This is a genomic window from Streptomyces hygroscopicus (assembly GCF_026168105.1).
Classification (GTDB): Bacteria; Actinomycetota; Actinomycetes; order Streptomycetales; family Streptomycetaceae; genus Streptomyces; species Streptomyces hygroscopicus_D.
Window position 1 is genome coordinate 1 of record NZ_LBMW01000051.1, and the last position, 26,829, is coordinate 26,829.

22 protein-coding genes and 1 pseudogene are annotated in these 26,829 nt (G+C 70.2%); 20 read left to right on the forward strand and 3 right to left on the reverse strand.

The window, feature by feature from the left end; genetic code table 11:
- The 14 genes from AAW14_RS32595 to AAW14_RS32660 form a co-directional block, all read left to right on the forward strand.
- The coding region (locus AAW14_RS32595; RefSeq protein ID WP_265568036.1) for a peptidoglycan D,D-transpeptidase FtsI family protein at positions 1-1,862 on the forward strand (1,862 nt) is incomplete at its 5' end.
- 36 nt (positions 1,863-1,898) lie between these two features.
- Positions 1,899-3,554: a UDP-N-acetylmuramoyl-L-alanyl-D-glutamate--2,6-diaminopimelate ligase gene (locus AAW14_RS32600; protein ID WP_265568037.1), complete on the forward strand. Its 1,656-nt coding sequence runs from the start codon at positions 1,899-1,901 to the stop codon at positions 3,552-3,554.
- 4 nt (positions 3,555-3,558) lie between these two features.
- The gene (locus tag AAW14_RS32605) at positions 3,559-4,974 is read left to right on the forward strand and encodes a UDP-N-acetylmuramoyl-tripeptide--D-alanyl-D-alanine ligase (RefSeq protein ID WP_265568038.1); all 1,416 of its coding nucleotides are present in this window, start codon (positions 3,559-3,561) and stop codon (positions 4,972-4,974) included.
- Positions 4,971-6,044 (forward strand): phospho-N-acetylmuramoyl-pentapeptide-transferase, encoded by a 1,074-nt coding sequence (gene mraY, locus AAW14_RS32610; protein WP_265568039.1) that lies wholly within the window; start codon positions 4,971-4,973, stop codon positions 6,042-6,044. Before AAW14_RS32605 ends, mraY begins: the two co-directional genes overlap by 4 nt.
- On the forward strand, positions 6,026-7,450 hold the full coding sequence (gene murD, locus AAW14_RS32615; protein ID WP_265568040.1) for a UDP-N-acetylmuramoyl-L-alanine--D-glutamate ligase: 1,425 nt from the start codon (positions 6,026-6,028) through the stop codon (positions 7,448-7,450). The genes mraY and murD overlap by 19 nt, the downstream gene beginning before the upstream one ends.
- Positions 7,451-7,637: 187 nt before the next feature.
- Positions 7,638-8,984 carry a putative lipid II flippase FtsW gene (gene ftsW, locus AAW14_RS32620; protein ID WP_265568041.1) on the forward strand — a complete coding sequence of 449 codons (1,347 nt, stop codon included), beginning with the start codon at positions 7,638-7,640 and terminating at the stop codon, positions 8,982-8,984.
- Positions 8,985-8,990: 6 nt separating this feature from the next.
- Complete coding sequence (gene murG / locus AAW14_RS32625) at positions 8,991-10,085, forward strand: undecaprenyldiphospho-muramoylpentapeptide beta-N-acetylglucosaminyltransferase (protein ID WP_265568042.1); 1,095 nt, start codon at positions 8,991-8,993, stop codon at positions 10,083-10,085.
- A 142-nt stretch (positions 10,086-10,227) separates the two neighbouring features.
- Complete coding sequence (locus tag AAW14_RS32630) at positions 10,228-11,013, forward strand: cell division protein FtsQ/DivIB (protein WP_265568043.1); 786 nt, start codon at positions 10,228-10,230, stop codon at positions 11,011-11,013.
- A gap of 279 nt (positions 11,014-11,292) precedes the next feature.
- Entirely contained in the window at positions 11,293-12,477 is a 1,185-nt protein-coding gene (ftsZ, locus tag AAW14_RS32635; protein ID WP_265568044.1) for a cell division protein FtsZ, read from the forward strand.
- Positions 12,474-13,202 carry a peptidoglycan editing factor PgeF gene (gene pgeF, locus AAW14_RS32640; protein ID WP_265568045.1) on the forward strand — a complete coding sequence of 243 codons (729 nt, stop codon included), beginning with the start codon at positions 12,474-12,476 and terminating at the stop codon, positions 13,200-13,202. The genes ftsZ and pgeF overlap by 4 nt, the downstream gene beginning before the upstream one ends.
- Before the next feature lie 6 nt (positions 13,203-13,208).
- A complete protein-coding gene (locus AAW14_RS32645) occupies positions 13,209-13,928 on the forward strand; it encodes a YggS family pyridoxal phosphate-dependent enzyme (protein ID WP_265568046.1) in 720 nt (239 codons plus the stop codon).
- 129 nt (positions 13,929-14,057) lie between these two features.
- Positions 14,058-14,699: a cell division protein SepF gene (gene sepF, locus AAW14_RS32650; RefSeq protein WP_055491830.1), complete on the forward strand. Its 642-nt coding sequence runs from the start codon at positions 14,058-14,060 to the stop codon at positions 14,697-14,699.
- Positions 14,700-14,750: 51 nt separating this feature from the next.
- A complete protein-coding gene (locus AAW14_RS32655; RefSeq protein ID WP_265568047.1) occupies positions 14,751-15,041 on the forward strand; it encodes a YggT family protein in 291 nt (96 codons plus the stop codon).
- A gap of 52 nt (positions 15,042-15,093) precedes the next feature.
- On the forward strand, positions 15,094-16,230 hold the full coding sequence (locus tag AAW14_RS32660; protein ID WP_265568048.1) for a DivIVA domain-containing protein: 1,137 nt from the start codon (positions 15,094-15,096) through the stop codon (positions 16,228-16,230).
- 201 nt (positions 16,231-16,431) lie between these two features.
- On the opposite strand, the gene ileS is transcribed toward AAW14_RS32660, so the two are convergent.
- Together ileS and AAW14_RS32670 are read right to left on the reverse strand one after the other, a co-directional pair.
- Positions 16,432-19,563, reverse strand: coding sequence for an isoleucine--tRNA ligase (gene ileS, locus AAW14_RS32665; protein ID WP_265568049.1), 3,132 nt, complete (start codon positions 19,561-19,563; stop codon positions 16,432-16,434).
- Between the two features lie 650 nt (positions 19,564-20,213).
- Entirely contained in the window at positions 20,214-21,002 is a 789-nt protein-coding gene (locus AAW14_RS32670; protein WP_265568050.1) for a hypothetical protein, read from the reverse strand.
- Between AAW14_RS32670 and AAW14_RS32675 the strand changes: the two genes are divergently transcribed.
- The 6 genes and pseudogenes from AAW14_RS32675 to AAW14_RS32700 all read left to right on the forward strand — a co-directional run bounded on the left by AAW14_RS32675 (position 20,986) and on the right by AAW14_RS32700 (position 25,666).
- Positions 20,986-22,218 (forward strand): TraR/DksA family transcriptional regulator, encoded by a 1,233-nt coding sequence (locus AAW14_RS32675; protein ID WP_265568051.1) that lies wholly within the window; start codon positions 20,986-20,988, stop codon positions 22,216-22,218. The two genes, AAW14_RS32670 and AAW14_RS32675, sit on opposite strands and share 17 nt — an antisense overlap.
- A gap of 81 nt (positions 22,219-22,299) precedes the next feature.
- On the forward strand, positions 22,300-22,977 hold the full coding sequence (gene lspA / locus AAW14_RS32680) for a signal peptidase II (RefSeq protein ID WP_265568052.1): 678 nt from the start codon (positions 22,300-22,302) through the stop codon (positions 22,975-22,977).
- A gap of 52 nt (positions 22,978-23,029) precedes the next feature.
- Positions 23,030-23,974 (forward strand): RluA family pseudouridine synthase, encoded by a 945-nt coding sequence (locus AAW14_RS32685; protein ID WP_265568053.1) that lies wholly within the window; start codon positions 23,030-23,032, stop codon positions 23,972-23,974.
- The gene (locus tag AAW14_RS32690) at positions 23,971-24,462 is read left to right on the forward strand and encodes a GNAT family N-acetyltransferase (RefSeq protein ID WP_265568054.1); all 492 of its coding nucleotides are present in this window, start codon (positions 23,971-23,973) and stop codon (positions 24,460-24,462) included. The genes AAW14_RS32685 and AAW14_RS32690 overlap by 4 nt, the downstream gene beginning before the upstream one ends.
- A 63-nt stretch (positions 24,463-24,525) precedes the next feature.
- Positions 24,526-24,747, forward strand: a pseudogene (locus tag AAW14_RS32695) (Na+/H+ antiporter); the annotation flags it as partial.
- A 178-nt stretch (positions 24,748-24,925) separates the two neighbouring features.
- Positions 24,926-25,666 carry an SDR family NAD(P)-dependent oxidoreductase gene (locus AAW14_RS32700; protein ID WP_265568055.1) on the forward strand — a complete coding sequence of 247 codons (741 nt, stop codon included), beginning with the start codon at positions 24,926-24,928 and terminating at the stop codon, positions 25,664-25,666.
- 11 nt (positions 25,667-25,677) lie between these two features.
- On the opposite strand, the gene AAW14_RS32705 is transcribed toward AAW14_RS32700, so the two are convergent.
- Positions 25,678-26,787: a mechanosensitive ion channel family protein gene (locus tag AAW14_RS32705; RefSeq protein ID WP_265568056.1), complete on the reverse strand. Its 1,110-nt coding sequence runs from the start codon at positions 26,785-26,787 to the stop codon at positions 25,678-25,680.
- Positions 26,788-26,829 lie beyond the last annotated feature (42 nt).

Here is a 26,829-nt window from a genome sequence, read left to right on the forward strand (position 1 = left end):
GCCCCGCGCGCCGCCCGGCCCCGGCCCGTGGCCCGGCCCCGCGCACCATCCGGCTCGGCAGCCCGCGCCCCCGGCTGCGGATGGTCGGTCTCGCCCTGACGCTGGTCATGCTCGCCTTCGTCGTACGGCTGGTACAGGTGCAGGCCGTGGACGCGAGCGCATACGCCGCCAAGGCCGACCAGAACCGCTATGTCGGCCGCACCCTGGCCGCCGTACGCGGCCAGATCACGGACCGCAACGGCGTCGAACTGGCGACCAGCGTGGACGCGTACGACATCACCGCCGACCCGACGCTGTTCACACCGGAGGCGACCAGGACGGCGGATGCCCCCGAGCAGGCCGCCGCCCTCCTCGCCCCGATCCTCGGCCAGGACTCCGCCTCCGTCGCCCAGAAACTCAGGACCCCGCACACCCGCTACGTCGTGCTGGCCCACCGCCGGACCCCCCAGGTCTGGCAGCAGATCAAGGACCTGAAGAACACACTCGCGGCCAAGGGCCGCACCGACAGGACCACGGTCAACGTCCTCGCCGGCGTGCTCGCCGAGCCCACCACCAAGCGCGTCTACCCGAACGGCGACCTCGCCGCCGGGATACTGGGCTGGGTCAACGCCGACGGCAAGGGGGGCGGCGGCATCGAGCAGGAGCTCAACAAGGCACTGGCCGGCAAGGACGGCAAGATCCGCTACGCCCAGTCCGGCGGCCGTCTGGTGCCGACCGCGGGCTCCGCCGAGACGCCCGCCGTGGCGGGCTCCGACATCGAGCTGACCATCGACCGTGACATCCAGTGGGCCGCCCAGAGCGCCATCACCGACCAGGTGCAGAAGTCCAAGGCGGACCGCGGCTACGTGGTGGTGCAGGACACCCGGACCGGCCAGATCCTGGCCATGGCGAACGCGCCCGGCTTCGACCCCGACGACCTCTCGGGCGCCACACCGGCGGCCCTCGGCAACGCGGCCCTCCAGGACGCGTACGAGCCCGGATCCACGGCCAAGGTCATGTCGATGGCCGCCGTGCTGCAGGAGAACGCCGCCACCCCGATGACGCACGTCACCGTGCCCAACCGGCTGCACCGGGGTGACCGGCTGTTCCAGGACGACGTCGACCACGGGACCTGGTATCTGACGCTCAATGGCGTCCTCGCCAAGTCCAGCAACATCGGCACCATCCTGGCCGCCGGACAGCTCGGCAAGACGCAGCCGGAGGCGAACCGGATCCTCTACTCGTACCTGCGCAAGTTCGGCATCGGCAGCCCGACCGGACTCGGCTTCCCGGGCGAGACGAACGGCATCCTCGCACCGCCCGGCAAGTGGTCCACTTCGCAGCAGTACACGATTCCTTTCGGCCAGGGCATGTCGATCAACGCGGTCCAGGCCGCTTCGGTCTACTCGACCATCGCCAACGGCGGCGTCCGTGTCGAGCCCACCCTGGTACGCGGCACCAAGGGCCCGGACGGCCGGTTCACGCCGGGCCCTGAGCCCAAGAAGACCAGGGTCGTCAGCGACAGCACGGCGAAGACGCTCGCCCAGATGCTGGAGTCCGTCGTGGACGACGAGCAGGGCACCGGTATCAAGGCGCGCATTCCCGGCTACCGCGTCGCGGGCAAGACGGGTACGGCCAACCGCGTGGATCCGGCCACCGGCAAGTACCGCGGCTACACGTCGTCCTTCGCCGGGTTCGCGCCGGCGGACAACCCGCGCATCACCGTCTACTGCGCGATCCAGAACGCCACCAAGGGCAGCTACTTCGGTGGCCAGATCTGCGGCCCCATCTTCAAGCAGGTGATGGAGTTCGCCCTGAAGACGCTCCAGGTCCCGCCCACCGGGGCCGGGGCCGCGAACCTCCCCGTGACGTTCACGCCATGATCAGCACTACGGGACAGAACGACCAGGAACGAGCTCGTGACAACGATCACCCCCGATCCCGGGAACCAGACCCCGCTCCCGCCCTCACTTCGCTCCGGCGGGGGTGCGGCGGGTACGCTCACCGCCGTGCCACACGCTGATCAGTTCCACACCAGTCAGAAGGCCGGTTCCATGACATATCCGGGACCGCCGCGGCCGGCCCACGTCTCCGCCACACCCCTCGCGGAGCTCGCCGGTCAGCTGGGTGTCACCGCGCCGGAGAGCGCCGCCGGGGTCACGGGCATCACCCACGACTCGCGCGCCGTCCGCCCCGGCGATCTGTATGCCGCCCTGCCCGGCGCCCGTCTCCACGGCGCGGACTTCGTCACCCAGGCGGCCGGTCTCGGCGCGGTCGCCGTACTGACCGACCCGACCGGCGCCGAGCGCGCCGCGGCCACCGGGCTCCCGGTCCTCGTGACCGACGACCCGCGCGGGCGGATGGGCGAACTGGCGGCCACGATCTACGGCCGCCCCGGCCGTGATCTGCTCCAGATCGGCATCACCGGCACCTCCGGCAAGACCACGACGGCCTACCTCGTCGAGGGCGGTCTGAGGACAGCCCGCAGCACCGGACTCGTCGGCACCGTCGAGATGCGCATCGGCGACGAGCGCATCAAGTCCGAGCGAACCACCCCCGAGGCCACCGACCTGCAGGCTCTGTTCGCCGTCATGCGCGAGCGCGGGGTCGAGGCGGTCGCCATGGAGGTTTCCAGCCACGCGCTGGTCCTCGGCCGCGTCGACGGCTGTGTCTTCGACATCGCCGTCTTCACCAACCTCAGCCCGGAGCACATGGAGTTCCACTCCGACATGGAGGACTACTTCCGGGCAAAGGCGCAGCTGTTCACGGAGAAACGCAGCAGGCTCGGCGTCATCAACCACGACGACGAATACGGCCGCAGGCTCGTGAAAGAAGCCGGTGTCCCGGTCGTCACCTTCTCCGCCGAGGGCCATCCCGACGCCGACTGGCGCGCCGAGGACGTCCGGATCGGCCCGCTGGACTCCACGTTCACCGTGATCGGCCCCAAGGACCAGCGGATCGCCGCCAAGTCGCCGCTCCCGGGCCCCTTCAACGTGGCGAACACGCTCGCCGCTGTCGTCGCCCTCGCCGAGGCAGGTCTCGACCCGCAGACGGCCGCCGACGGCGTCGCCGCCGTACCGGGGGTCCCGGGCCGCCTGGAGCGCGTGGACGCCGGACAGCCGTATCTCGCGGTGGTCGACTACGCCCACAAGACCGATGCCGTCGAATCGGTGCTGCGTGCCCTGCGCAAGGTCACCGGGGGCAAGCTGCACGTCGTGCTCGGCTGCGGCGGCGACCGCGACCGGACCAAGCGCGGCCCGATGGGTGCCGCCGCGGCCCGGCTCGCCGACACCGCCGTACTGACCTCCGACAACCCCCGCTCCGAGGACCCCCTCGCGATCCTCGCCACCATGCTCGAGGGCGCGGCGTCCGTACCGGCGCACGAACGGGGCGAGGTGCAGGTCTTCGAGGACCGGGCCGCCGCCATCGCCGCGGCCGTCGCCCGTGCGCGGCCAGGGGACACCGTGCTGGTCGCGGGCAAGGGCCATGAGCAGGGCCAGGACATCGCCGGAGTGGTCCGTCCCTTCGACGACCGCCAGGTGCTTCGCGAAGCTATCCAGCAGACCCAGGGATGAACTTGTGATCGCCCTCTCCCTCGCCGAGATCGCCACAGTCGTCGGCGGGCAGACGCATGACATACCGGATCCGTCCGTCCAGGTCACCGGACCGGTCGTCCGGGACTCCCGCGAGGTGGAGCCCGGCAGCCTCTTCGTCGCCTTCGCGGGCGAGCGTGTGGACGGACACGACTTCGCGCCAGCGGTCGTCCGGGCCGGTGCCGCCGCCGTCCTGGCGTCCCGCCCCGTCGGCGTGCCCGCGATCGTCGTGGACGACGTACAGGCCGCCCTCGGCGCCCTGGCGCGCCACGTCGTGCAGCGGCTTGGAGCCACCCTCGTGGCGCTCACCGGCTCCGCGGGCAAGACAAGCACCAAGGACCTCATCGCCCAGGTGCTCCAGCACAGGGCGCCGACGGTGTGGACGCCCGGCTCGCTCAACAACGAGATCGGGCTGCCGCTCACCGCCCTCAGCGCGACCGAGGAGACCAAGTTCCTCGTCCTGGAGATGGGCGCCCGCGGAATCGGCCACATCCGCTACCTCACCGACCTGACCCCGCCGAGGATCGGACTGGTGCTCAACGTGGGCACCGCCCACATCGGCGAGTTCGGCGGCCGTGAGCAGATCGCACAGGCGAAGGGCGAACTCGTCGAGAGCCTGCCCGCGTCGGACGCCGGCGGCGTCGCGGTCCTCAACGCCGACGATCCGCTCGTACGGGCGATGGCCTCCCGTACAAAGGCGAAGGTGATCCTTTTCGGAGAGTCCGGCGAAGCGGACGTACGCGCCGAGAACGTGAGACTCACGGACAGCGGACAGCCCGCGTTCAGCCTTCACACACCCTCCGGGTGCAGCGACGTGACCATGCGCCTGTACGGTGAGCACCACGTGTCGAACGCGCTCGCCGCGGCCGCCGTCGCCCATGAGTTGGGCATGTCCGCTCACGAGATCGCCCTCGCGCTCTCCGAGGCGGGCTCCCTCTCCCGCTGGCGGATGGAGGTCACCGAGCGCCCGGACGGCGTGACGATCGTCAACGACGCCTACAACGCGAACCCCGAGTCCATGAGGGCCGCACTGCGCGCGCTGGCAGCCATGGGCAAGGGGCGGCGGACCTGGGCGGTGCTCGGCAAGATGGCCGAACTCGGGGACGAGGCGCTCGCCGAGCACGACGCGGTCGGACGGCTCGCCGTCCGGCTCAACGTCAGCAAGCTCGTCGCGGTCGGGGGCAGGGAAGCGTCCTGGCTGCAACTGGGCGCATATAACGAGGGTTCGTGGGGTGAGGAGTCGGTGCACGTGTCCGACGCACAGGCGGCGGTCGACCTGTTGCGCAGCGAGTTGCGCCCGGGAGACGTCGTACTCGTGAAGGCGTCCCGGTCGGTCGGGCTCGAGAGCGTGGCGCAGGCGCTGCTCGAGACCGGTGCCGAGGGTGAGGTTGCCGCCCGATGATGAAGCAGATCCTGTTCGCGGGAGTCATTGGCCTCTTCCTGACCCTGATCGGCACCCCGCTGCTGATCAAGCTGCTGGCCCGCAAGGGCTACGGGCAGTACATCCGCGACGACGGCCCGCGCGAGCACCACAGCAAGCGCGGCACGCCGACCATGGGCGGCATTGCCTTCATCCTGGCGACGATCGCCGCGTACTTCCTCTCCAAGGTGATCACGGGCTACGCGCCGACTTTCTCCGGGCTGCTGGTGCTCGCGCTGATGGCGGGCATGGGCCTGGTCGGCTTCCTCGACGACTACATCAAGATCGTCAAGAGGCGCTCGCTGGGCCTGCGGGCCAAGGCCAAGATGGCCGGACAGCTGATCGTCGGCATCGCCTTCGCGGTGCTGGCGCTGCAGTTCGCCGACAGCCACGGCAACACCCCGGCCTCCACCAAGCTCTCCTTCGTGCAGGACTTCGGCTGGACCATCGGCCCGGTGCTGTTCGTCATCTGGGCGCTGTTCATGATTTTGGCGATGTCGAACGGCGTGAACCTCACCGACGGTCTCGACGGCCTCGCCACCGGCGCCTCCGTGCTGGTCTTCGGCGCGTACACTTTCATCGGTGTCTGGCAGTTCCAGGAGTCCTGCGCCAACGCGATGACCCTGACGAACCCGTCGGCCTGCTACCAGGTGCGCGACCCGCTCGACCTCGCCATCGTCAGCTCGGCGCTGATGGGCGCCTGCCTGGGCTTCCTGTGGTGGAACACCTCACCCGCCAAAATCTTCATGGGCGACACCGGATCCCTCGCGCTGGGCGGTGCCCTCGCGGGCCTGGCGATCTGCTCCCGCACCGAGCTGCTGCTCGCGCTCCTCGGCGGTCTGTTCGTCCTGATCACCATGTCCGTCGTCATCCAGGTCGGCTCGTTCCGCCTCACCGGGAAGCGTGTCTTCCGGATGGCCCCGCTCCAGCACCACTTCGAGCTCAAGGGCTGGTCCGAGGTCCTTGTGGTGGTCCGGTTCTGGATCATCCAGGGCATTTGCGTGGTCGTCGGACTGGGCATCTTCTACGCAGGATGGGCAGCGGAAAAGTGACCGACTGGCAGGGGAAGCGCGTCACCGTCGCGGGCCTCGGCGTCTCCGGGGTCCCGGCGGCCAAGGTGCTGCACGGGCTCGGAGCGCTCGTGACCGTCGTCAACGACGGCGACGACGAGCGGTCCCGGGCACAGGCCGCGGAGCTGGAAGCGCTGGGCATCACCGTCCGCCTCGGCGACGGCGCAACCCTGCCCGAGGGCACCGAACTGATCGTCACCGCCCCCGGCTGGCGGCCCGACAAGCCGCTGTTCGCCGCCGCCGCCGAGGCGGGCGTCCCGGTCTGGGGCGACGTCGAGCTGGCCTGGCAGCTGCGGGGACCCGACGCGGCCCCGTGGCTCGCGGTCACGGGTACCAACGGCAAGACCACGACCGTCCAGATGCTCGCCTCGATCCTCGAGGCGGCGGGCCTGCGCACGGCCGCGGTCGGCAACATCGGTGTCTCCCTGCTCGACGTCGTGCTCGGCGAGGAGCAGTACGACGTCCTGGCGGTGGAGCTGTCGAGCTACCAGCTCCACTGGGCGCCGTCGCTGCGCGCCCACTCCGCCGCCGTGCTCAACCTGGCGCCCGACCACCTCGACTGGCACGGCTCCATGGAGGCGTACGCCGCCGACAAGGGCCGCATCTACGAGGGCAACCGGATCGCGTGCGTGTACAACGTGGCCGACAAGGCCACCGAGGACCTCGTGCGCGAGGCCGACGTCGAGGAGGGCTGCCGGGCCATCGGCTTCACGCTGGGCACTCCGGGGCCCTCCCAACTCGGCGTCGTGGAAGGCATCCTGGTCGACCGGGCCTTCGTCGAGAACCGGCAGAAGAACGCCCAGGAGCTGGCCGAGGTCTCCGACGTCAACCCGCCGGCCCCGCACAACATCGCCAACGCCCTTGCTGCGGCGGCGCTCGCCCGCGCCTTCGGGGTGCCCGCCACGGCCGTACGGGACGGCTTGCGGGCCTTCACGCCCGATGCCCACCGCATCGCGCACGTGGCGGACGTGGACGGCGTCGCGTACGTCGACGACTCCAAGGCGACCAACACGCATGCGGCGGAAGCCTCGTTGGCGGCGTACGAGTCGATCGTGTGGATCGCGGGCGGCCTCGCCAAGGGCGCGGCCTTCGAAGAGCTGGTCGTCAAGTCGGCGAAGCGGCTTCGGGGCGCGGTGCTCATCGGCGCGGATCGTGCCCTGATCCGTGAAGCCCTTGCGCGACACGCGCCGGAAGTACCCGTCGTCGACCTCGAACGGACCGACACTGGGGCGATGCGTGCGGCGGTGCGGGAGGCGCGGGGGCTCGCTCGGGCGGGCGACACGGTGTTGCTGGCGCCGGCCTGTGCCTCCATGGACATGTTCACGAACTACAACAAGCGCGGAGACGCTTTCGCTGAGGCGGTTCGCGAACTCGGCGTCGGCGCCTGACTGCGGGTCTCGGCCACGGCGGGTGCTCGGGACCCTTGGAGGGACGCGTGACTCGGATGTGGCCGGTGGTTCGCCGGAGGGTGCCCCCCGTCGGCACGGCGGAGTGCCGGCCCCTCGTTCCTCCTGTGCCCCGAGGGCCTGGGGGGAGCTCCGGCGGGACGTTCTCCCGCAGCGGCGGTGATCGATGATGCCCGGCAGCCGAACCGGCCGTCCCCCCGCCCAGCGGACCGTCGAGCGGCCCTCCGCCCCGCGCCCCGCCGGCGGCCCCGTCGTCCGGCTGCTCATCCGTGCCCGGCGCGCCTGGGACCGGCCCCTCACCGCCTACTACGTGATCCTCGGCGCCAGTCTGCTGATCACCGTGCTCGGCCTGGTGATGGTCTACTCGGCCTCGCAGATCACCGCCCTGCAGAAATCACTGCCGGGGTCGTTCTTCTTCCGCAAGCAGTTCCTGGCGGCCTCGATCGGGGCCGTGCTGCTGCTCGTCGCCGCGCGGATGCCCGTGAAGCTGCACCGGGCGCTGGCGTACCCGATGCTGGCGGGCGGCCTCTTCCTGCTGATCCTGGTGCAGGTTCCGGGGATAGGGATGGCGGTCAACGGCAACCGGAACTGGATCTCGCTCGGCGGTTCCTTCCAGATCCAGCCCAGTGAGTTCGGCAAACTCGCGCTCGTGCTGTGGGGCGCCGACCTGATGGCCCGCAAGCAGGAGAAGCGGCTGCTCGGCCAGTGGAAGCACATGCTGGTACCGCTCGTCCCGGCGACGTTCCTGCTGCTCGGGCTGATCATGCTCGGCGGGGACATGGGAACGACGATCATCCTGACCGCGATCCTGTTCGGGCTGCTGTGGATGGCCGGTGCGCCCACCCGGCTGTTCGTCGGCGTGCTGGCCGTCACCGCGGTGCTCGGCGCCCTCGCCATCGAGACCAGCCCGCACCGTTTGAACCGGCTCGCCTGCATCGGCGCCACCGATCCCGGACCCAATGACATCTGCTGGCAGGGTGTGCACGGCATCTATGCGCTCGCGTCGGGCGGAATCTTCGGTTCAGGACTCGGTGCGAGTGTGGAAAAATGGGGCCAACTACCCGAAGCGCACACCGATTTCATCTTCGCCGTCACCGGTGAGGAACTGGGCCTCGCGGGGACGCTGTCGGTGGTCGCCCTCTTCGCGGCTCTAGGCTATGCGGGTATCCGCGTGGCCGGACGCACGGAGGACACCTTCGTGAGGTACGCCGCGGGAGGCGTGACAACCTGGATCATCGCTCAGGCGGTGATCAACATGGGTGCGGTGCTCGGCCTGCTGCCGATCGCCGGTGTCCCCCTCCCGCTGTTCTCCTACGGGGGATCCGCCCTGCTGCCGACCATGTTCGCCATCGGGTTGCTGATCGCGTTCGCGCGCGACGAGCCCGCTGCGCGGGCGGCGCTTGCCATGCGGCAACCCCGCTTTGGTAGAAAGCGGGCTGGAGGACCTCAGGGACCTCGGAGATGGAACACGATGCGACGGCGTGCCTCGGCGGCGCGTTCGTCCGGAGAGCGGTGAATTTCGGTGCATGTCGTACTCGCCGGTGGGGGGACCGCCGGCCACATCGAGCCCGCGCTCGCCCTCGCGGACGCCCTGCGCAGGCAGGATCCGACCGTGGGGATCACGGCCCTGGGCACGGAGCGCGGCCTGGAGACCAGGCTCGTACCCGAGCGCGGCTATGAACTCGCGCTGATCCCGGCCGTCCCCCTGCCACGCAAGCCCACCCCTGAGCTGATCACGGTCCCCGGGCGGCTGCGCGGCACGATCAAGGCCGCCGAGCAGATCCTGGAGCGCACGAAGGCGGACGTCGTCGTCGGCTTCGGCGGCTATGTCGCCCTGCCCGGCTATCTGGCCGCCAAGCGCCTCGGTGTGCCGATCGTCATCCACGAGGCCAACGCGCGCCCCGGCCTGGCCAACAAGATCGGTTCCCGGTACGCGGCCCAGGTCGCCGTCTCCACTCCGGACAGCAAGCTGCGAGGCGCCCGCTACGTCGGCATCCCGCTGCGCCGCACCATCGCCACCCTGGACCGCGCGGCCGTGCGTCCGGAGGCCCGTGCCGCGTTCGGGCTCGACCCCAATCTGCCCACGCTGCTGGTCTCCGGCGGTTCGCAGGGCGCCCGCCGGCTCAACGAGGTGGTCCAGCAGGCCGCCCCGTACCTCCAGCAGTCCGGTGTCCAGATCCTGCATGCGGTCGGCCCGAAGAACGAACTGCCACAGGTGCACCAGATGCCGGGAATGCCCCCCTACATCCCGGTACCGTACCTGGATCGTATGGACCTCGCGTACGCGGCGGCCGACATGATGCTCTGCCGTGCGGGCGCGATGACCGTCGCCGAGCTCTCCGCCGTCGGGCTCCCGGCCGCGTACGTCCCGCTGCCCATCGGCAACGGCGAACAGCGGCTGAACGCCCAGCCGGTGGTCAAGGCCGGCGGCGGACTGCTGGTCGACGACGCGGAGCTCACGCCCGAGTGGGTCCAGCAGAATGTCCTGCCCGTGCTCGCCGACCCGCACCGGCTCTACCAGATGTCCCGTGCCGCCGGCGAGTTCGGCCGCCGGGACGCCGACGACCTGCTCGTCGGCATGGTGTACGAGGCGATGGCCTCGCGCCACCGCCAGTAACGCACATCGGCGAGTGAGCCGAAGGGACGCGCCGGTGTCGAGAGGTCGAGCGCGCGGAGGCCCGCAGGGCTGAGCACGGTCGGGCTCTCGACACCGGCTGGAGCGCCCCGGAGGCGAACCGAGCCACGAATAAGGAGGGCGCGTGGCCGGATCGACGACCGCCGAGCGCGGCGAACGGAAGCATCTGGGGTCCGGCTCGCCCCGGCCGCCCCGCCCCGGGCGGCTGCTCCGGTCTCGTATGCTCATCATCCTTTTGCTGGCGGTGGTGTTGGCGGGCTGCGGTTCCATCTGGCTGCTGTACGGCTCCCCGTGGCTGCGCGTGCAGAGGGTCTCCGTCTCCGGCACGCGCGTCCTGACCCAGGCCGAGGTGCGCGAGGCCGCAGGCGTGCGGCTCGGTACGCCGCTCGTCTCCCTCGACACCGATGCGATCGCGGCGCGTCTGCGCCAGAAGCTGTCCCGAATCGACTCGGTTGACGTCGTTCGTTCCTGGCCCCATGGAATCGGTCTGAAAGTGACCGAACGTACGCCGGTCCTGGTCGTCGGAAAAGGTGGAAAGTTCGTCGAAGTGGACGGAGAAGGCGTACGTTTCGCCACGGTTTCACACCCTCCGGTGGGCGTTCCCGTACTGGAATTGACGGTGCCTCGGACGGTCGGCCAGGGCCGTTTCGGCACCGACCGGCTGCTCCGTGAGGCGGCCCGCGTGGCCCGGGACATTCCGGCCGCCGTCGCCCGCGACACACGGACCGTCAAGGTCCGTTCGTACGACTCCGTCTCGCTGGAGTTGACGGGCGGCCGAAGCGTGCTGTGGGGCAGTGACGAGAAGGGTGTCGCGAAGTCGACCACGCTGACGGCGCTGATGAAAGCGGCTTCCCGGGCCCGGCACTTCGACGTCAGTGTTCCCACCGCCCCTGCGTCATCGGGGAGTTGACGCACATTCGCGCAGGCCAGCACCCTGGTTGGGCACCCCTATGGCTGATCACATAGGGTGAAAAGAAAAACGGGAGGTTCGGCGTGTTCGTTGAACGTGCGCCACTTGTCGACTTAGTGTCCTGTTCGGAAGAGTCCAAGGAACAGACATACTGGTAACCCTAAACTTCAGGGTTAGGGTTCGGGTCGGCGTTCGGACCGTCCCATTCGGCATCTGCCGTCGGATCGCGGGGCACCCGCGAGACGACGGCAACGTAATTCGAGGCGAGAGGCCTTCGACGTGGCAGCACCGCAGAACTACCTCGCAGTCATCAAGGTCATCGGTGTCGGCGGCGGTGGTGTCAATGCCATCAACCGGATGATCGAGGTCGGTCTCAAGGGCGTCGAGTTCATCGCCATCAACACCGACGCGCAAGCTCTGTTGATGAGCGACGCCGACGTCAAGCTCGACGTCGGCCGTGAACTCACCCGCGGACTCGGCGCCGGCGCCAACCCGGCCGTCGGACGCAAGGCCGCCGAGGACCACCGCGAGGAGATCGAGGAGGTCCTCAAGGGGGCCGACATGGTCTTCGTGACGGCCGGTGAAGGCGGCGGCACCGGCACCGGCGGCGCGCCCGTCGTGGCCAACATCGCGCGCTCCCTCGGCGCCCTCACCATCGGCGTGGTCACCCGCCCGTTCACCTTCGAGGGGCGGCGCCGCGCCAACCAGGCCGAGGACGGCATCGCCGAACTGCGCGAAGAGGTCGACACCCTCATCGTCATCCCGAACGACCGGCTGCTGTCCATCTCGGACCGCCAGGTCTCCGTCCTCGACGCCTTCAAGTCTGCGGACCAGGTCCTGCTCTCGGGTGTGCAGGGCATCACCGACCTCATCACCACCCCCGGCCTGATCAACCTGGACTTCGCGGACGTCAAGTCCGTCATGTCCGAGGCCGGTTCGGCCCTCATGGGCATCGGCTCGGCGCGCGGCGACGACCGCGCCGTGGCCGCGGCCGAGATGGCGATCTCCTCGCCGCTGCTCGAGGCGTCCATTGACGGCGCCCGCGGTGTGTTGCTGTCCATCTCCGGCGGCTCCGACCTCGGCCTCTTCGAGATCAACGAGGCCGCCCAGCTGGTGAGCGAGGCCGCGCACCCCGAGGCCAACATCATCTTCGGTGCGGTCATCGACGACGCCCTCGGTGACGAGGTGCGGGTCACCGTGATCGCCGCCGGCTTCGACGGAGGCCAGCCTCCGGCCAAGCGGGAGAACGTCCTCGGCTCGTCCTCCGCCAAGCAGCGCGAGGAGCCGGTCCGGCCCGCGGAGAGCCGTCCGTCCTTCGGCTCGCTCGGCAGCGTCACGCCGAAGGAGGCGCCCGAGCCGGAGCCGGTGAGCGACCTCCCGGTCGCCCCTCCGGTGGTCCCGCCGTCGCGGACCTATTCGGACAGCGCCGCCGAGGAACTGGACGTACCGGACTTCCTCAAGTGATAGGACAGCACGACACCGTGAGCGGCGCGCACTTCGCCTTCACCGACCGGTGGGGCGGGGTGAGCGCCGCTCCGTACGAGGAGCTCAATCTCGGCGGTGCGGTCGGTGACGACCCCGACGCCGTGCGCACCAACCGGGAACTGGCGGCGCGGTCGCTGGGACTCGACGCGGCCCGGGTGGTCTGGATGAACCAGGTGCACGGACCGGACGTCGCGGTGGTCGACGAGCCCTGGGGCGCGAAGCCGGTGCCCGAGGTGGACGCGATCGTCACCGCGCGCCGCGGACTCCCCCTCGCCGTGCTCACCGCCGACTGCACGCCCGTTCTGCTCGCCGACCCCGTCGCGGGCATCGCGGCCGCCGCCCACGCGGGCCGGCCCGGCATGGTCGCCGGAGTCGTGCCCGCCGCCGTCCGCGCGATGATGGAACTGGGCGCCGAGCCGTCCCGGATCGTCGCCCGCACGGGGCCCGCGGTCTGCGGTCGGTGCTACGAGGTGCCGGAGTCGATGCGCGCCGAGGTGTCCGCCGCAGAGCCGGCGGCGCACGCCGAGACCAGCTGGGGCACTCCCGCGGTCGATGTGACTGCCGGTGTGCACGCCCAGCTCGAACGGCTCGGGGTGCGCGACCGGGCGCAGTCGCCGGTGTGCACGCTGGAGTCGGGCGACCACTTCTCGTACCGACGCGACCGCACCACCGGGCGGCTCGCAGGCTATGTCTGGCTGGACTGATGGGGCATGACGGACCGTAGGGATCACATCGCCGCAAACCTCGCGAAGGTGGAGGACCGCATCGCCGCCGCCTGCCGGGCGGCCGGCCGTAAGCGGGAGGAGGTGACCCTGATCGTGGTCACCAAGACCTATCCCGCCGACGATGTGAGGATTCTGTCGGAACTCGGTGTGCGCCACGTGGCCGAGAACCGCGACCAGGACGCGGCCCCCAAGGCAGCCGCATGCTCGGATCTGCCACTCACCTGGCATTTTGTTGGTCAATTGCAGACCAACAAGGTGCGATCCGTGGTCGGTTATGCAGGTCTCGTGCAGTCCGTCGATCGTTCCAAGCTTGTGACGGCACTGTCGAGGGAGGCGGTGCGGGCCGGGCGCGAGGTGGGCTGTCTGCTCCAGGTCGCGCTCGATGCGGGCGCGAGCGGACGGGGGGAGCGCGGAGGCGTGGCACCTGGAGGAATCGAAGAGTTGGCCGACCTCGTCGCGAACGCCCCGGGACTGCGGCTCGACGGGCTCATGACCGTCGCGCCGCTCACCGGGGAGTACGCGGGACGCCAAGAGGCGGCTTTCCGGCGGTTGATGGATTTGTCGACTGACCTGCGCCGAGCCCATCCGACTGCAACCATGGTCTCGGCAGGGATGAGTGCGGACCTCGAGCAGGCCGTGGCGGCCGGGGCGACACATGTGCGCGTCGGTACCGCGGTACTCGGAGTCCGCCCCAGGCTCGGGTAACGTCGCCAGGAAGTCGGACCACAGCAGAAAATATGGTCATTACCGCTGATAGGCGGGCGTAACGACCTCGTGGATCGCGGGCACTTGGCAGTCGTCAGCCGATCCACCACAGAGCGGAGGACTCAGAGCATGGCCGGCGCGATGCGCAAGATGGCGGTCTACCTCGGCCTCGTGGAGGACGATGGGTACGACGGCAGGGGATTCGACCCCGACGACGACTTCGAGCCCGAACTCGACCCGGAGCCGGAGCGGGACCGCAGGCGGCATGAACCGCCTCACCAGTCGCACCAGGCACTTCAGCCTCAAAGGGATGAATCGGTGCGAGTCGTCCAGCCGCCCGCGCAGCGCGAGCCGGTGCCCCAATCCGCTTCGCTCCCCGCGGAATCTGGGCGTCCGGCTCGCATCGCCCCCGTGGCATCCATCACACAAGAACGCCAGAGCCTGGAGAAGAACGCGCCGGTGATCATGCCCAAGGTCGTGTCCGAACGAGAGCCGTACCGGATCACCACGCTTCACCCCCGGACCTACAACGAGGCCCGTACCATCGGGGAACACTTCCGTGAGGGCACTCCGGTGATCATGAATCTGACTGAGATGGATGACACAGATGCGAAGCGACTTGTCGACTTTGCGGCCGGATTGGTGTTTGGTCTTCACGGCAGCATTGAGCGGGTGACGCAGAAGGTGTTCCTGTTGTCTCCTGCTAACGTCGATGTCACGGCGGAGGACAAGGCCCGCATCGCAGAGGGCGGGTTCTTCAACCAGAGCTGAGACGCACCACCGGAAAGATGCACGGGAACAGGGGAGAGGGAAGCACGGATCATGGGCGTGGTCTTGGACGTCATCAAAGTCGCGCTGATGTGCTTCCTTGTCGTGCTGATTTTCCGGTTGGTCATGGACTACGTCTTCCAGTTCGCCCGCTCATGGCAACCCGGCAAGGCGATGGTGGTCGTTCTGGAGGCCACCTACACTGTCACTGATCCACCGCTGAAGCTTCTGCGGCGGTTCATCCCGCCGCTGCGTCTCGGGGGCGTGGCGCTCGACCTGTCCTTCTTCGTACTGATGATCATCGTCTACATCCTGATCTCCATCGTGGGCAGCTTCGCGAGGTGAATGTGGACGATACGGTCTTGCCGACTGCCGATGACTACGTTGAGGTGAAGAGATGCCGTTGACCCCCGAGGACGTGCGGAACAAGCAGTTCACGACCGTCCGCCTCCGAGAAGGCTATGACGAGGACGAGGTCGATGCCTTCCTCGATGAGGTCGAAGCCGAACTGACCCGCCTGCTCCGGGAGAACGAGGACCTGCGCGCCAAGCTGGCCGCCGCCACGCGTGCCGCGGCGCAGAACCAGCAGAACATGCGGAAGCCTCCGGAGCCGGGGGACCAGCAGCAGGGCATGCGCGGTCCCGGGGCTCCCGTTCCCGCCGGGATATCGGGCCCGCCGCAGCAGCAGATGGGTGGCCCCATGGGTGGCCCGCCCCAGCTGCCGAGCGGTGCCCCGCAGCTGCCCGCCGGCCCGGGTGGCGGTCAGGGAGGTCCCCAGGGGCCCGGCCCGATGGGCCAGGGTCCGATGGGCCAGGGTCCGATGGGGCAAGGGCCGATGGGCGGTCAGCCCCCGATGCAGCAGCAGATGGGCGGCCCCATGGGCGGTCCGATGGGCGGCCCCATGGGCGGTCCGGGCATGCCCGGTCAGGGCCCCGGCGGCGACAGCGCCGCGCGTGTCCTCTCGCTTGCTCAGCAGACCGCCGACCAGGCGATCGCCGAGGCCCGCTCCGAGGCCAACAAGATCGTCGGCGAGGCCCGCAGCCGCGCCGAGGGTCTGGAGCGCGACGCCCGGGCCAAGGCCGACGCCCTGGAGCGGGACGCGCAGGAGAAGCACCGTGTCGCGATGGGCTCGCTGGAGTCCGCCCGCGCCACGCTGGAGCGCAAGGTCGAGGACCTGCGCGGCTTCGAGCGCGAGTACCGCACGCGGCTGAAGTCGTACCTGGAGTCGCAGCTGCGCCAGCTGGAGACCCAGGCCGACGACTCCCTGGCCCCGCCGCGCACCCCGGCCACGGCCTCCCTGCCGTCGCCGTCGGCGCCGTCGATGGCTCCGGCGGGTGCGAGCGCCCCGTCGTACGGCGGCAACCAGACGATGGGCGGCGGCCCGGCTCCGTCCGCTCCGTCCTACGGCGGTCAGCAGCAGATGTCCCCGGCGATGACCCAGCCGATGGCGCCGGTACGCCCGCAGGGCCCGGGGCCGATGGGCCAGGCCCCCTCGCCGATGCGTGGGTTCCTCATCGACGAGGACGACAACTGACGGTCATGAATACGCCGTAGCTGTCGGCAGCGTTCAGGGCGGGGCCCCGGATCTCGATCCGGGGCCCCGCCCTTGTGCTGTGCGTGTTCGGGGACAGTGGCCCCTGTGTTCGGGTGGGGGAGCGGTTGTGCGTGGGTACGCAACGCCGAAGGCCCGGGCCCGCCAAGATTTTTTGGCGGGCCCGGGCCTTCGTGTGTGCCGTTACGCCTTGCGCAGGCGGAAGGTCAGGGTGAGGGACTCCTCCACGAAGGGCTCACCGTACGTCTCGTCCGCCTCGCCCTGGGCGAAGTCCGTGGCGAGGACCTCCTCGGCGATCAGTTCCGAGTGCTGGGTCAGGGCCGCGACGACCGCCGGCTCCGTCGCGGTCCAGCGGAGCGCGATGCGGTCGGCGACATCCAGACCGCTGTTCTTGCGGGCCTCCTGGATCAGCCGGATCGCGTCACGGGCGAGGCCCGCCTGCTGCAGCTCCTGGGTGATCTCCAGGTCGAGGGCGACCGTCGCGCCGGAGTCGGACGCCACCGACCAGCCCTCGCGCGGGGTCTCCGTGATGATCACCTCGTCCGTGGCGAGGGTGACCGTCTCCCCGTCGACCTCCACCGACGCCGTGCCCTCCCGCAGCGCCAGGGACAGCACCGCCGCGTCGGCGTTCGCGATCGCCTTGGCCACGTTCTGGACGCGCTTGCCGAAGCGCTTGCCAAGCGCACGGAAGTTCGCCTTCGCCGTCGTGTCGACCAGCGAGCCGCCGACCTCGGACAGCGACGCGAGCGCCTCGACGTTCAGCTCCTCAGTGATCTGCGCGTGCAGTTCCGGGTCCAGCGTCTCGAAGCCGGCCGCCGCGACCAGTGCGCGCCGCAGCGGCTGACGCGTCTTGACGCCCGACTCGGCGCGGGTGGCACGGCCCAGCTCCACGAGACGGCGCACCAGCACCATCTGCTTCGACAGCTCCGGGTCGATCGCGCCGAGGTCGGCCTCCGGCCAGGACGCCAGGTGCACCGACTCGGGGGCGCCCGGGGCCACCGGCACGACGAGGTCCTGCCAGACCCGCTCGGTGATGAACGGCGTGATCGGCGCCATCAGCTTCGTGACCGTCTCGAGGACCTCGTGCAGGGTGCGCAGCGCCGCCTTGTCGCCCTGCCAGAAGCGGCGACGGGAACGGCGGACGTACCAGTTCGACAGGTCGTCGACGAAAGCGGACAGGAGCTTTCCGGCGCGCTGGGTGTCGTACGCCTCCAGCGCCAGGGTGACCTGGTCGGTGAGCGCGTGCAGTTCCGACAGCAGCCAGCGGTCGAGGACCGGGCGGTCGGCCGGGGCCGGGTCGGCCTCGCTCGGCGCCCAGCCCGACGTCCGGGCGTACAGGGCCTGGAAGGCGACCGTGTTCCAGTAGGTGAGGAGCGTCTTGCGGACGACCTCCTGGATCGTGCCGTGGCCCACCCGGCGGGCCGCCCACGGGGAGCCGCCCGCCGCCATGAACCAGCGGACCGCGTCCGCGCCGTGCTGGTCCATCAGCGGGATCGGCTGCAGGATGTTGCCCAGGTGCTTGGACATCTTGCGGCCGTCCTCGGCGAGGATGTGGCCCAGGCACACGACGTTCTCGTACGACGACTTGTCGAAGACCAGGGTGCCGACCGCCATCAGCGTGTAGAACCAGCCGCGGGTCTGGTCGATGGCCTCGGAGATGAACTGCGCCGGGTAGCGGGACTCGAACAGTTCCTTGTTCTTGTAGGGGTAGCCCCACTGCGCGAACGGCATCGAGCCCGAGTCGTACCAGGCGTCGATGACCTCCGGTACGCGCGTGGCCGTCTTGCCGCACTGCGGGCAGTCGAAGGTGACCTCGTCGATGAACGGCCGGTGCGGGTCCAGCTCGGACTGGTCGGCGCCGGTCAGCCCGGTCAGTTCCGCACGGGAGCCGACACAGGTGAGGTGGCCGTCCTCGCAGCGCCAGATCGGCAGCGGCGTGCCCCAGTAGCGGTTGCGGGACAGGGCCCAGTCGATGTTGTTGGTCAGCCAGTCGCCGTACCGGCCGTGCTTGACCGTCTCCGGGAACCAGTTGGTCTTCTCGTTCTCCTCGAGAAGGCGGTCCTTGATCGCCGTGGTGCGGATGTACCAGGACGGCTGGGCGTAGTAGAGGAGCGCGGTGTGGCAGCGCCAGCAGTGCGGGTAGCTGTGTTCGTACGGCAGGTGCTTGAAGAGCAGCCCGCGCTGCTGGAGGTCCTCCGTGAGCTTTTCGTCCGCCTTCTTGAAGAAGACGCCGCCCACCAGCGGGACGTCCTCCTCGAAGGTGCCGTCGGGGCGCACCGGGTTGACGACGGGCAGGCCGTACGCGCGGCAGACCCTGAGGTCGTCCTCGCCGAAGGCGGGGGACTGGTGGACCAGACCCGTGCCGTCCTCGGTGGTCACGTAGTCGGCGTTCACCACGAAGTGGGCCGGCGCCGGGAACTCGACGAGCTCGAACGGACGTTGGTATGACCAGCGCTCCATCTCGGCGCCGGTGAAGGTCTGCCCCGTGGTCTCCCAGCCCTCGCCGAGGGCCTTCTCGACGAGCGGCTCGGCGACGACGAGCTTCTCCTCGCCGTTCGTCGCCACGACGTAGGTGACCTCGGGATGCGAGGCCACCGCGGTGTTGGAGACCAGCGTCCAGGGGGTCGTCGTCCACACCAGGAGCGAGGCCTCGCCGGCCAGCGGACCGGAGGTGAGCGGGAAACGGACATAGACCGACGGGTCGACGACCGTCTCGTAGCCCTGCGCCAGTTCGTGGTCGGACAGGCCCGTGCCGCAGCGCGGACACCAGGGGGCGACGCGGTGGTCCTGGACCAGCAGCCCCTTGTTGAAGATCTCCTTGAGCGACCACCAGACGGACTCCACGTACTCGGGGTCCATGGTGCGGTAGGCGTCGTCCAGGTCGACCCAGTAGCCCATGCGGGTGGTGAGCTCGGCGAAGGCGTCGGTGTGACGGGTCACAGACTCGCGGCACTTGGCGTTGAACTCCGCGATGCCGTACGCCTCGATGTCCTGCTTGCCGCTGAAGCCGAGCTCCTTCTCGACCGCCAGCTCCACCGGGAGGCCATGGCAGTCCCAGCCCGCTTTTCGGCCGACGTGGTAGCCGCGCATGGTGCGGAAGCGCGGGAACACGTCCTTGAAGACGCGGGCCTCGATGTGGTGGGCGCCCGGCATGCCGTTGGCCGTGGGCGGACCCTCGTAGAACACCCATTCGGGGCGGCCCTCGGACTGCTCCAGGCTCTTGGCAAAGATCTTCTGCTCGCGCCAGAAGTCGAGCACGGCGTGCTCGAGCGCGGGCAGGTCGACCTGGGCGGGCACCTGGCGGTACTGCGTCATGGATCTTCCTCCGGCGGACGTGCTGCCTTCCGTCGGAGGGACGAGAGCCGGGAATCACCTGAATTCTCCGTACGCCGTGTGCGGCGCGCTCCCGCGGTACCACCCTCCTTGGCTCCCCGGTGCGCCGTACGCTCCGGTGAGCCCCCTCATTGGGGTCGCGATGCCGGTTCTACTGGCCCTTGTCGGCCCGTGGGCGGAGCCCACTGTCCGAGGCTTTCTTCCGGCGGCTCCGGGGTGATCTTCACGTCGCGCTCGCCCCCGGGCTTCCACCGTCCCCGGGTCGCTCATGGCTGCGTACGCCGCTACTCGTCCCCATCCACGCCTTTTCGCTCCGCCCAGTGTACGGCGCCGCACGGACCGCGGCCGACCGGTTTTCCGGGTCCCGTGGGCGGGGCCGACGCGGGGCGGCGAGTGACCCGAATGGCGCGCCGCCGGCGTCCGGGTCCCGGGACGCCCCGCCCGCCGGATTACCGGGCGGAGAGCTGGGCACAACGGATGCAGACTCGCCGCGGGGCACGCGCGTGGCGGGCGAATCGCTGGCGTGCCCCGTTGCCGCGGGCCAGAAGTCGATTTATCGTCCCAGCACGATTCGCGCGCGAGATCACAATGTGTGAAGGGGCCGCGGCCATGGTGGCGAAGAAGACCGCCGTTCAGCAGTCGACGTCCGGCAGATCCATGGGTGCGGCTGCCTCCGGCGGTCCGGCGGCCAGGGATGTGAACGGCAGGAAGAACACCCACACGGTGGCGGCCGGACGAAGGGCCAGGCCGTTGAAGACGCTGGGCACGGACCCCGCCGGGCAGAGGGCGGCCACCGGGGCGGCAGACATCCCGGGGAGCGCCGCGACGGCCGGGGCAGCGGTCCGGGCGGGGGCGTCGGCGACGGCTGGGCCTTCCGGGAATACGGCGGCCCAGGAGACGGTTTCCGCGCTGGTGCCCACCGGGGGAGCGCTCTCCGGGGAAGCGGGGGCCGCGAAGGCGGCCGCTCCCGGAGCGGCCGGTGAGGAGTCGGTCGTGAAGAAGGCGGCCCGCATTGCGACGGCCGTCGAGAAGACGGTCACGAAAGCTACTCGTAGGACGGTTGCCCAGAAGGAAGCCGCCGAGGAGACGGCATCCGGGAAGGCGGCCCGCAAGGAGGCGGCCTCGGTGAAGGGGGCCGCGAAGGAGGCGCCTTCTGTGAAGGGTGCCGTGAAACGGGCGGCCTCGGTGAGGGCCGCCGAGGAGACGTCCACCGCCAGGGCTGCCTCCGGGAAGACAGCTCCGGAGAAGGCGGCCGCCGGGAAGGCGGCTTCTTCGAAGGAGGCGCGCACGAAGACGGCCGCAGGGAGGGAATCCACCCGGAAGCGGGCCGCCGGGAAGGCGGCTTCTCCGACGGCGGCGGCTGCGAAGAAGTCCGTCGCCAAGAGGGCGGCCGCCGGTACGAGGGTGTCGGCGGCGGGCACCGCCGCCGAGAAGACGGCAGCCGAAAGGGCCGTCCCGAAGAAGGCAAGGGCGGCTGTCACCGCCGCCGAGAAGGCCGAGAAGGCCGAGAAGACGGCGGCGAAGAAGGCTGTCGCGAGAAAGGCGGCGGCGACCGGTACCGCCGCCGAGAAGGCCGCGGCCAAGACGACGGCGGTCAAGAAGGCCGTCGCGAAGAAGGCCGTCGCGAAGAAGGCCGTGGCCAAGAAGGCCGTCGCGAGGCAGGCCGCGGCCGGGAAGGCCGTCGCAGAGAATGCGGCAGAGAAAGCCGCAGAGAAAGCGAAGGAGGCCGGTACCGCCGCCAAGAAAACTGCGGTGAAGAAGGCTGTCGCAAAGAAGGCTGTCGCGAAGAAGGCAAGGCAGGCCGGTACCGCCGCCGAGAAGACCGAGAAGTCGGCGGCTAAGAGGGCTGTCACCGAGAAGGCGACGGCGACCGGTACCGCCGTCGAGAAGGCCGCGGCCAAGAGGACGGCGGCCAAGACGACGGCGGTCAAGACGACGGCGGTCAAGAAGACGGCGGTCAAGAAGGCCGTCGCGCAGAAGACCGCGGCCGGGAAGGCCGTCGGCAAGCAGACGGCTCCTGCCAAGGCCGCTGCCCGGAAGAGCGCCGCCGCTGAGGGCGGTACGACGAAAAGCACCCCCACGAAGAGTGCGGCCAAGAAGAGCACGGCCAAGAAGGCGGGCACGGACGAGGTCGCCGAGCAGACGGGAGCCACAACGGTGGTTGCGAAGAAGACTCCTGGCACGGCCACGGCGGCGAAGAGCCCCACCGCGGTACCCAAGGCACGGCTCGCAGCCGTGGAGCCCGGCGAACTGGCGGTGCGCCCCGGGGAGGACCCGTGGACCCCGGAAGAGGTGGCCGAGGCGCGCGCGGAACTGCAGTCGGAGTCGGTTCGGCTGCGTGGTGAGATCGACGCGTCCGAGCGGGCGCTGGCCGGCCTGATGCGCGACTCGGGCGACGGCGCGGGCGACGACCAGGCGGACACCGGCACCAAGAACATCACCCGCGAGCACGAGATGGCGCTCGCCGCCAACGCGCGCGAGATGCTCGAACAGACCGACCGCGCCCTGGACCGCCTCGACGCGGGCACCTACGGGCTGTGCGAGAACTGTGGCAATCCCATCGGCAAGGCACGCATGCAGGCCTTTCCGCGCGCCACGCTGTGCGTCGAGTGCAAGCAGAAGCAGGAACGCCGCTAATGATCCCGTCCTGAACACCTGGTCCGGCCTGGAGGTGTCGTAGTCTCGTCCTCAGTCAGGCACCTAGGTTGAGGGATTCACGTGGCAAAGGCGGAGCGCATCATCGGTACGCCGGACATCCCAGAATCGGCGGGGGCCGGAGCGGAGCAGTCCGGCCGCCGGGCCCCGTCCGGCGGGCGAACCGCCCCGGACTCCGCCGCCGCGCCCGCGAAGGCCCCGGCCGTGGGCTCCGGCGCCCAGGAGCCGGGGGCGGGCGCCGCCGAGCGCCCCCGCGGCAGGCGCCGGATCGCGGTCCTGTTCGTGGTCGCCGTCTTCGCCTATGCCCTCGACCTGATCAGCAAGCTGATCGTGGTCGCGAAGCTGGAGCGCCACGCGCCGATCCAGATCATCGGGGACTGGCTGAAGCTCGAGGCGATCCGCAACCCGGGCGCGGCCTTCGGCTTCGGCGCGGCCTTCACCGTGATCTTCACGGTGATCGCGGCCGCCGTGATCGTCGTGATCGCCCGTCTCGCGCGCAAGCTCTACAGCCTGCCCTGGGCGATCGCGCTGGGCCTGCTGCTCGGCGGCGCCCTGGGCAACCTCACCGACCGGATCTTCCGCTACCCGGGCATCTTCGAGGGTGCGGTCGTCGACTTCATCGCGCCCAAGCACTTCGCCGTCTTCAACCTGGCCGACTCGGCGATCGTCTGCGGCGGCATCCTGATCGTGCTGCTGTCCTTCCGGGGCCTCGACCCGGACGGCACGGTCCACAAGGACTGAGCGCCCGGGGCTCTCGTACGGCGCTGTCGGACCCGTCCGGCATACTCGACGGGTGAGCACGCTTCCCGAGATCCGTACCCTGCCCGTGCCCGACGGCCTGGAGGGCGAGCGCGTCGACGCCGCCATCTCCCGCATGTTCGGCTTCTCCCGTACGAAGGCGGCGGAGCTTGCCGCGGCGGGCAAGGTGCTGGTCGACGGCACGGTGGCCGGCAAATCCGAGCGGGTGCGTGGCGGCGCCTGGCTCGAGGTCGAGATGCCGCAGGCGCCCGCGCCCGTCCAGGTGGTCGCCGAGCCGGTCGAGGGCATGGAGATCGTGCACGACGACGAGGACGTGGTCGTGGTCGTCAAGCCGATCGGCGTGGCCGCGCACCCTTCGCCGGGCTGGTCCGGCCCGACCGTGATCGGTGGTCTCGCCGCCGCCGGATACCGCATCTCGACCTCTGGAGCCGCCGAGCGCCAGGGCATCGTGCACCGCCTCGACGTCGGCACGTCCGGCCTGATGGTGGTGGCCAAGTCGGAGCGCGCATACACCTCGCTCAAGCGCCAGTTCAAGGAGCGCACGGTCGACAAGCGCTACCACACGCTCGTCCAGGGCCACCCGGACCCGACGAGCGGCACGATCGACGCGCCCATCGGCCGTCACCCGAACCACGACTACAAGTGGGCGGTCACATCCGAGGGCAAGCCCTCCGTCACGCACTACGACCTGATCGAGGCCTTCCGGTCGGCCTCCCTGCTCGACGTCAAGCTGGAGACGGGACGAACCCACCAGATCCGAGTCCACATGGCAGCGCACCGGCACCCGTGCGTCGGCGACCTGACCTACGGCGCGGACCCGACGATCGCCAAGCGGCTCGGCCTGACCCGGCAGTGGCTGCACGCGGTACGCCTCGGCTTCGAGCACCCGGGGGGCGGGGAGTGGGTCGAGTTCGAGAGCGCCTATCCCGCCGATCTGCAGAAGGCGTTGGACAAGGTGCGCGAGGAGAGCTGGGCGTGAGCGCAGCGTTCCGGGTGCGGGTCGCCGAGGACCCCGGGGACCGTGAGGCGTGCTTCGCGGTCCGCAAGGAGGTCTTCGTCCGTGAGCAGGGCGTACCCGAGGACATCGAGTACGACGCCTACGACGCCGACGCGGTGCATGTCCTGGCCGTACGGGAGGACGGCGTTCCGCTCGGGACGGGCCGGCTTCTGCGGGGAGAGGCCGCCGCGGCCAAGAACGGCGGCGACCCGTCCGTGGGCTCCCTGGGGCGGCTCGCGGTGACCCGGGAGGCGCGCGGGCTGGGCGTCGGCGCGGCGCTGGTGCGTGCGATCGAGGACGCGGCACGCGCGCGTGGCCTGTCTGCGGTCGACCTGCACGCGCAGACGCAAGCACTGGGCTTCTACGAGCGGCTGGGGTACGAGGCGTACGGGCCGGAGTTCCCCGACGCGGGCATACCGCACCGGGCGATGCGGCGCCCTCTGCAGCCGAGGGCGCCGAAAGGCGCGTGAGCAGGGCGACGTGGCAGGCTTGGGGTCCCCCGTGTGATCTCGAACGTTCGCGGAGCGCTCACAGTGGATCAATTGGCCCTGCTGCTCCTGCTGTTGCTCGGGGCCGTGGTGAGCGTCCCGGCCGGGGACCGGCTGGGTCCTGCGGCTCCGGTGCTGATGACACTGCTCGGGATCGAGCTGGCGCTGCTCGACTTCGTGCCGAACGTGAACATCCCGCTCGAGCTGATCCTGCCCGCACTGCTGCCCCCGCTCCTGTACGCGGCGCTGCGACGGACCTCGTGGCGGTAGTTCGCCGCCAATGCAACGGCCGATCTTCCTGGGTGTTGCGCCTCCTGGACGTGCGCAGTCTGCGCCGACGTCCGCCCGCGGACCCGTGGGGAGCGCCCGGCGTGGGTCCGACGCGCCAGGAGCGCCCGGCAGTGAGCAACCGCCCTGCGGCTGCCCGTCTTTGTACGATCGGATCATGGCGCGCAATGTGGTGATCAGCGGCGGCGGTACGGGAATCGGACTCGCGACGGCGCGGGCCTTCGCGGCGGACGGGGACCGGGTGCTTCTCCTCGGGCGGCGCGCGGACGTACTGGAGAAGGCCGACGTGCCCGGGGCACTCACCTGCGCAGCCGACCTGAGTGATCCGCACGCCGTGCGCGGGGTCGCCCGGTTCGTGGCCGACGAGCTCGGCACCGTGGACGTCCTCGTCAACAACGCGGGCGGCAACGGACGACTGGAGCCCGGGGCCGGGACCGCGGACCCGCTCGAAGCCGCCGCGCACACCTGGACGGTCAACTTCCGGCTGAACGTGCTGACCGCGGTCCTGCTCACGGAGGCGCTGCGGAACCGGCTCGCCTCACCCGGCGGGCGCGTGCTGTTCCTCAGCTCCATCGCCGCCTACCGCGGCTCCGGCAGCGGCGCGTACGCCGCGTGCAAGGCCGCGCTGCACCCGTACGCCTACGATCTGGCCCGGGATCTGGGTCCCCGCGGCATCACGGTGAACGTGGTCGCGCCCGGCTATGTGGAGGACACCGAGTTCTTCGGCGACGCCATGGACCCGGCGCGGCGCGACCGTGGCATTGCGGAGACGTCGACCGGCCGCGCCGGCACGCCCGGCGACATCGCCCAGACCCTGCACTGGCTGGCGTCCCCCGGCGCCGGGCACATCACCGCGCAGGTGATCCAGGTCAACGGCGGTGCGGAGCGGGGCCACTGACGGAGCGGGCATCAGCCCCGGCCCGAGCGCGGCGACTCGTACTCCCGCCGGCCCGCGCCGTCGGCCCACGCGTGGCCGTTGCTGCTCGGCGGCGCTATCGCCTCCGCCGTGTTGACCCGCGGCAGCGCGTACGGGTGTTCCTCGGTCAGCCAGCGGATCATCTGCTCGCGGACCGTGACCCGGACCGTCCAGATGTCGTCCGCGTCCTTCGCCGTCACCAGCGCACGCACCTGCATGGTGGTGGGTGTCGTGTCGGTGACGACCAGGCCGTGGGCGCGGCCGTCCCACGCCGGGCACTCGCGCACGATGTCGCGGAGCTTCTCGCGCATCGCCTCCACGGGCGCGGAGTGGTCGACGTGGAAATAGACGATGCCGGTCATCTGGGCACCGCCCCGCGACCAGTTCTGGAACGGCTTCGAGGTGAAGTACGTCACAGGCATGGTGATCCGGCGCTCGTCCCAGGTCCGCACCGTCAGGAACGTCAGGGTGATCTCGTCGACGATGCCCCACTCACCGTCGACCACGACCGTGTCACCGATCCGCACCATGTCACCGAACGCGATCTGCAGCCCGGCGAAGAGGTTGGCGAGCGTGGACTGCGCCGCGACACCGGCGACGATGCCCACGACGCCGGCGGAGGCCAGCAGCGAGGCGCCGGCCGCCCGCATCGCCGGGAACGTCAGCAGCATGGCGGCGAACGCCACCACTCCGACGATCGCCGACACCACTCGCATGATCAGCGACACCTGGGTGCGCACCCGGCGGACCCGGGCCGGATCGTGGTGGAGGCGGGCGTAGCGGGTGTAGGAGGACTCGACGACTGCGCCCGCGATACGGATCACCAGCCACGCGGCGGATCCGATCAGCACCAGGGTCAGGGCCCGGCCGATCCCGACCCGGTGGTCCTCGAGCAGCTTGGCCTGGTCGTAGAAGCCTCTGAGCAGGGCCGCACACAGCACCAGCTGGTAGGGGACGCGGCCGCGACGCAGCAGGCCCCAGAGGGGCGTCTCGGGGTGAGTGTCGTTCGCCTTGCTCAGCAGGAGGTCCGTGGCCCAACCGATGAGCAGTGTGAGCACGACAGAGCTGCCGACGACGATCACCGGGCGCAGTACGTTCTCCATGCCTTCGAACGTAACCGGCTGAGGCCGTCGTGAACCAACGAT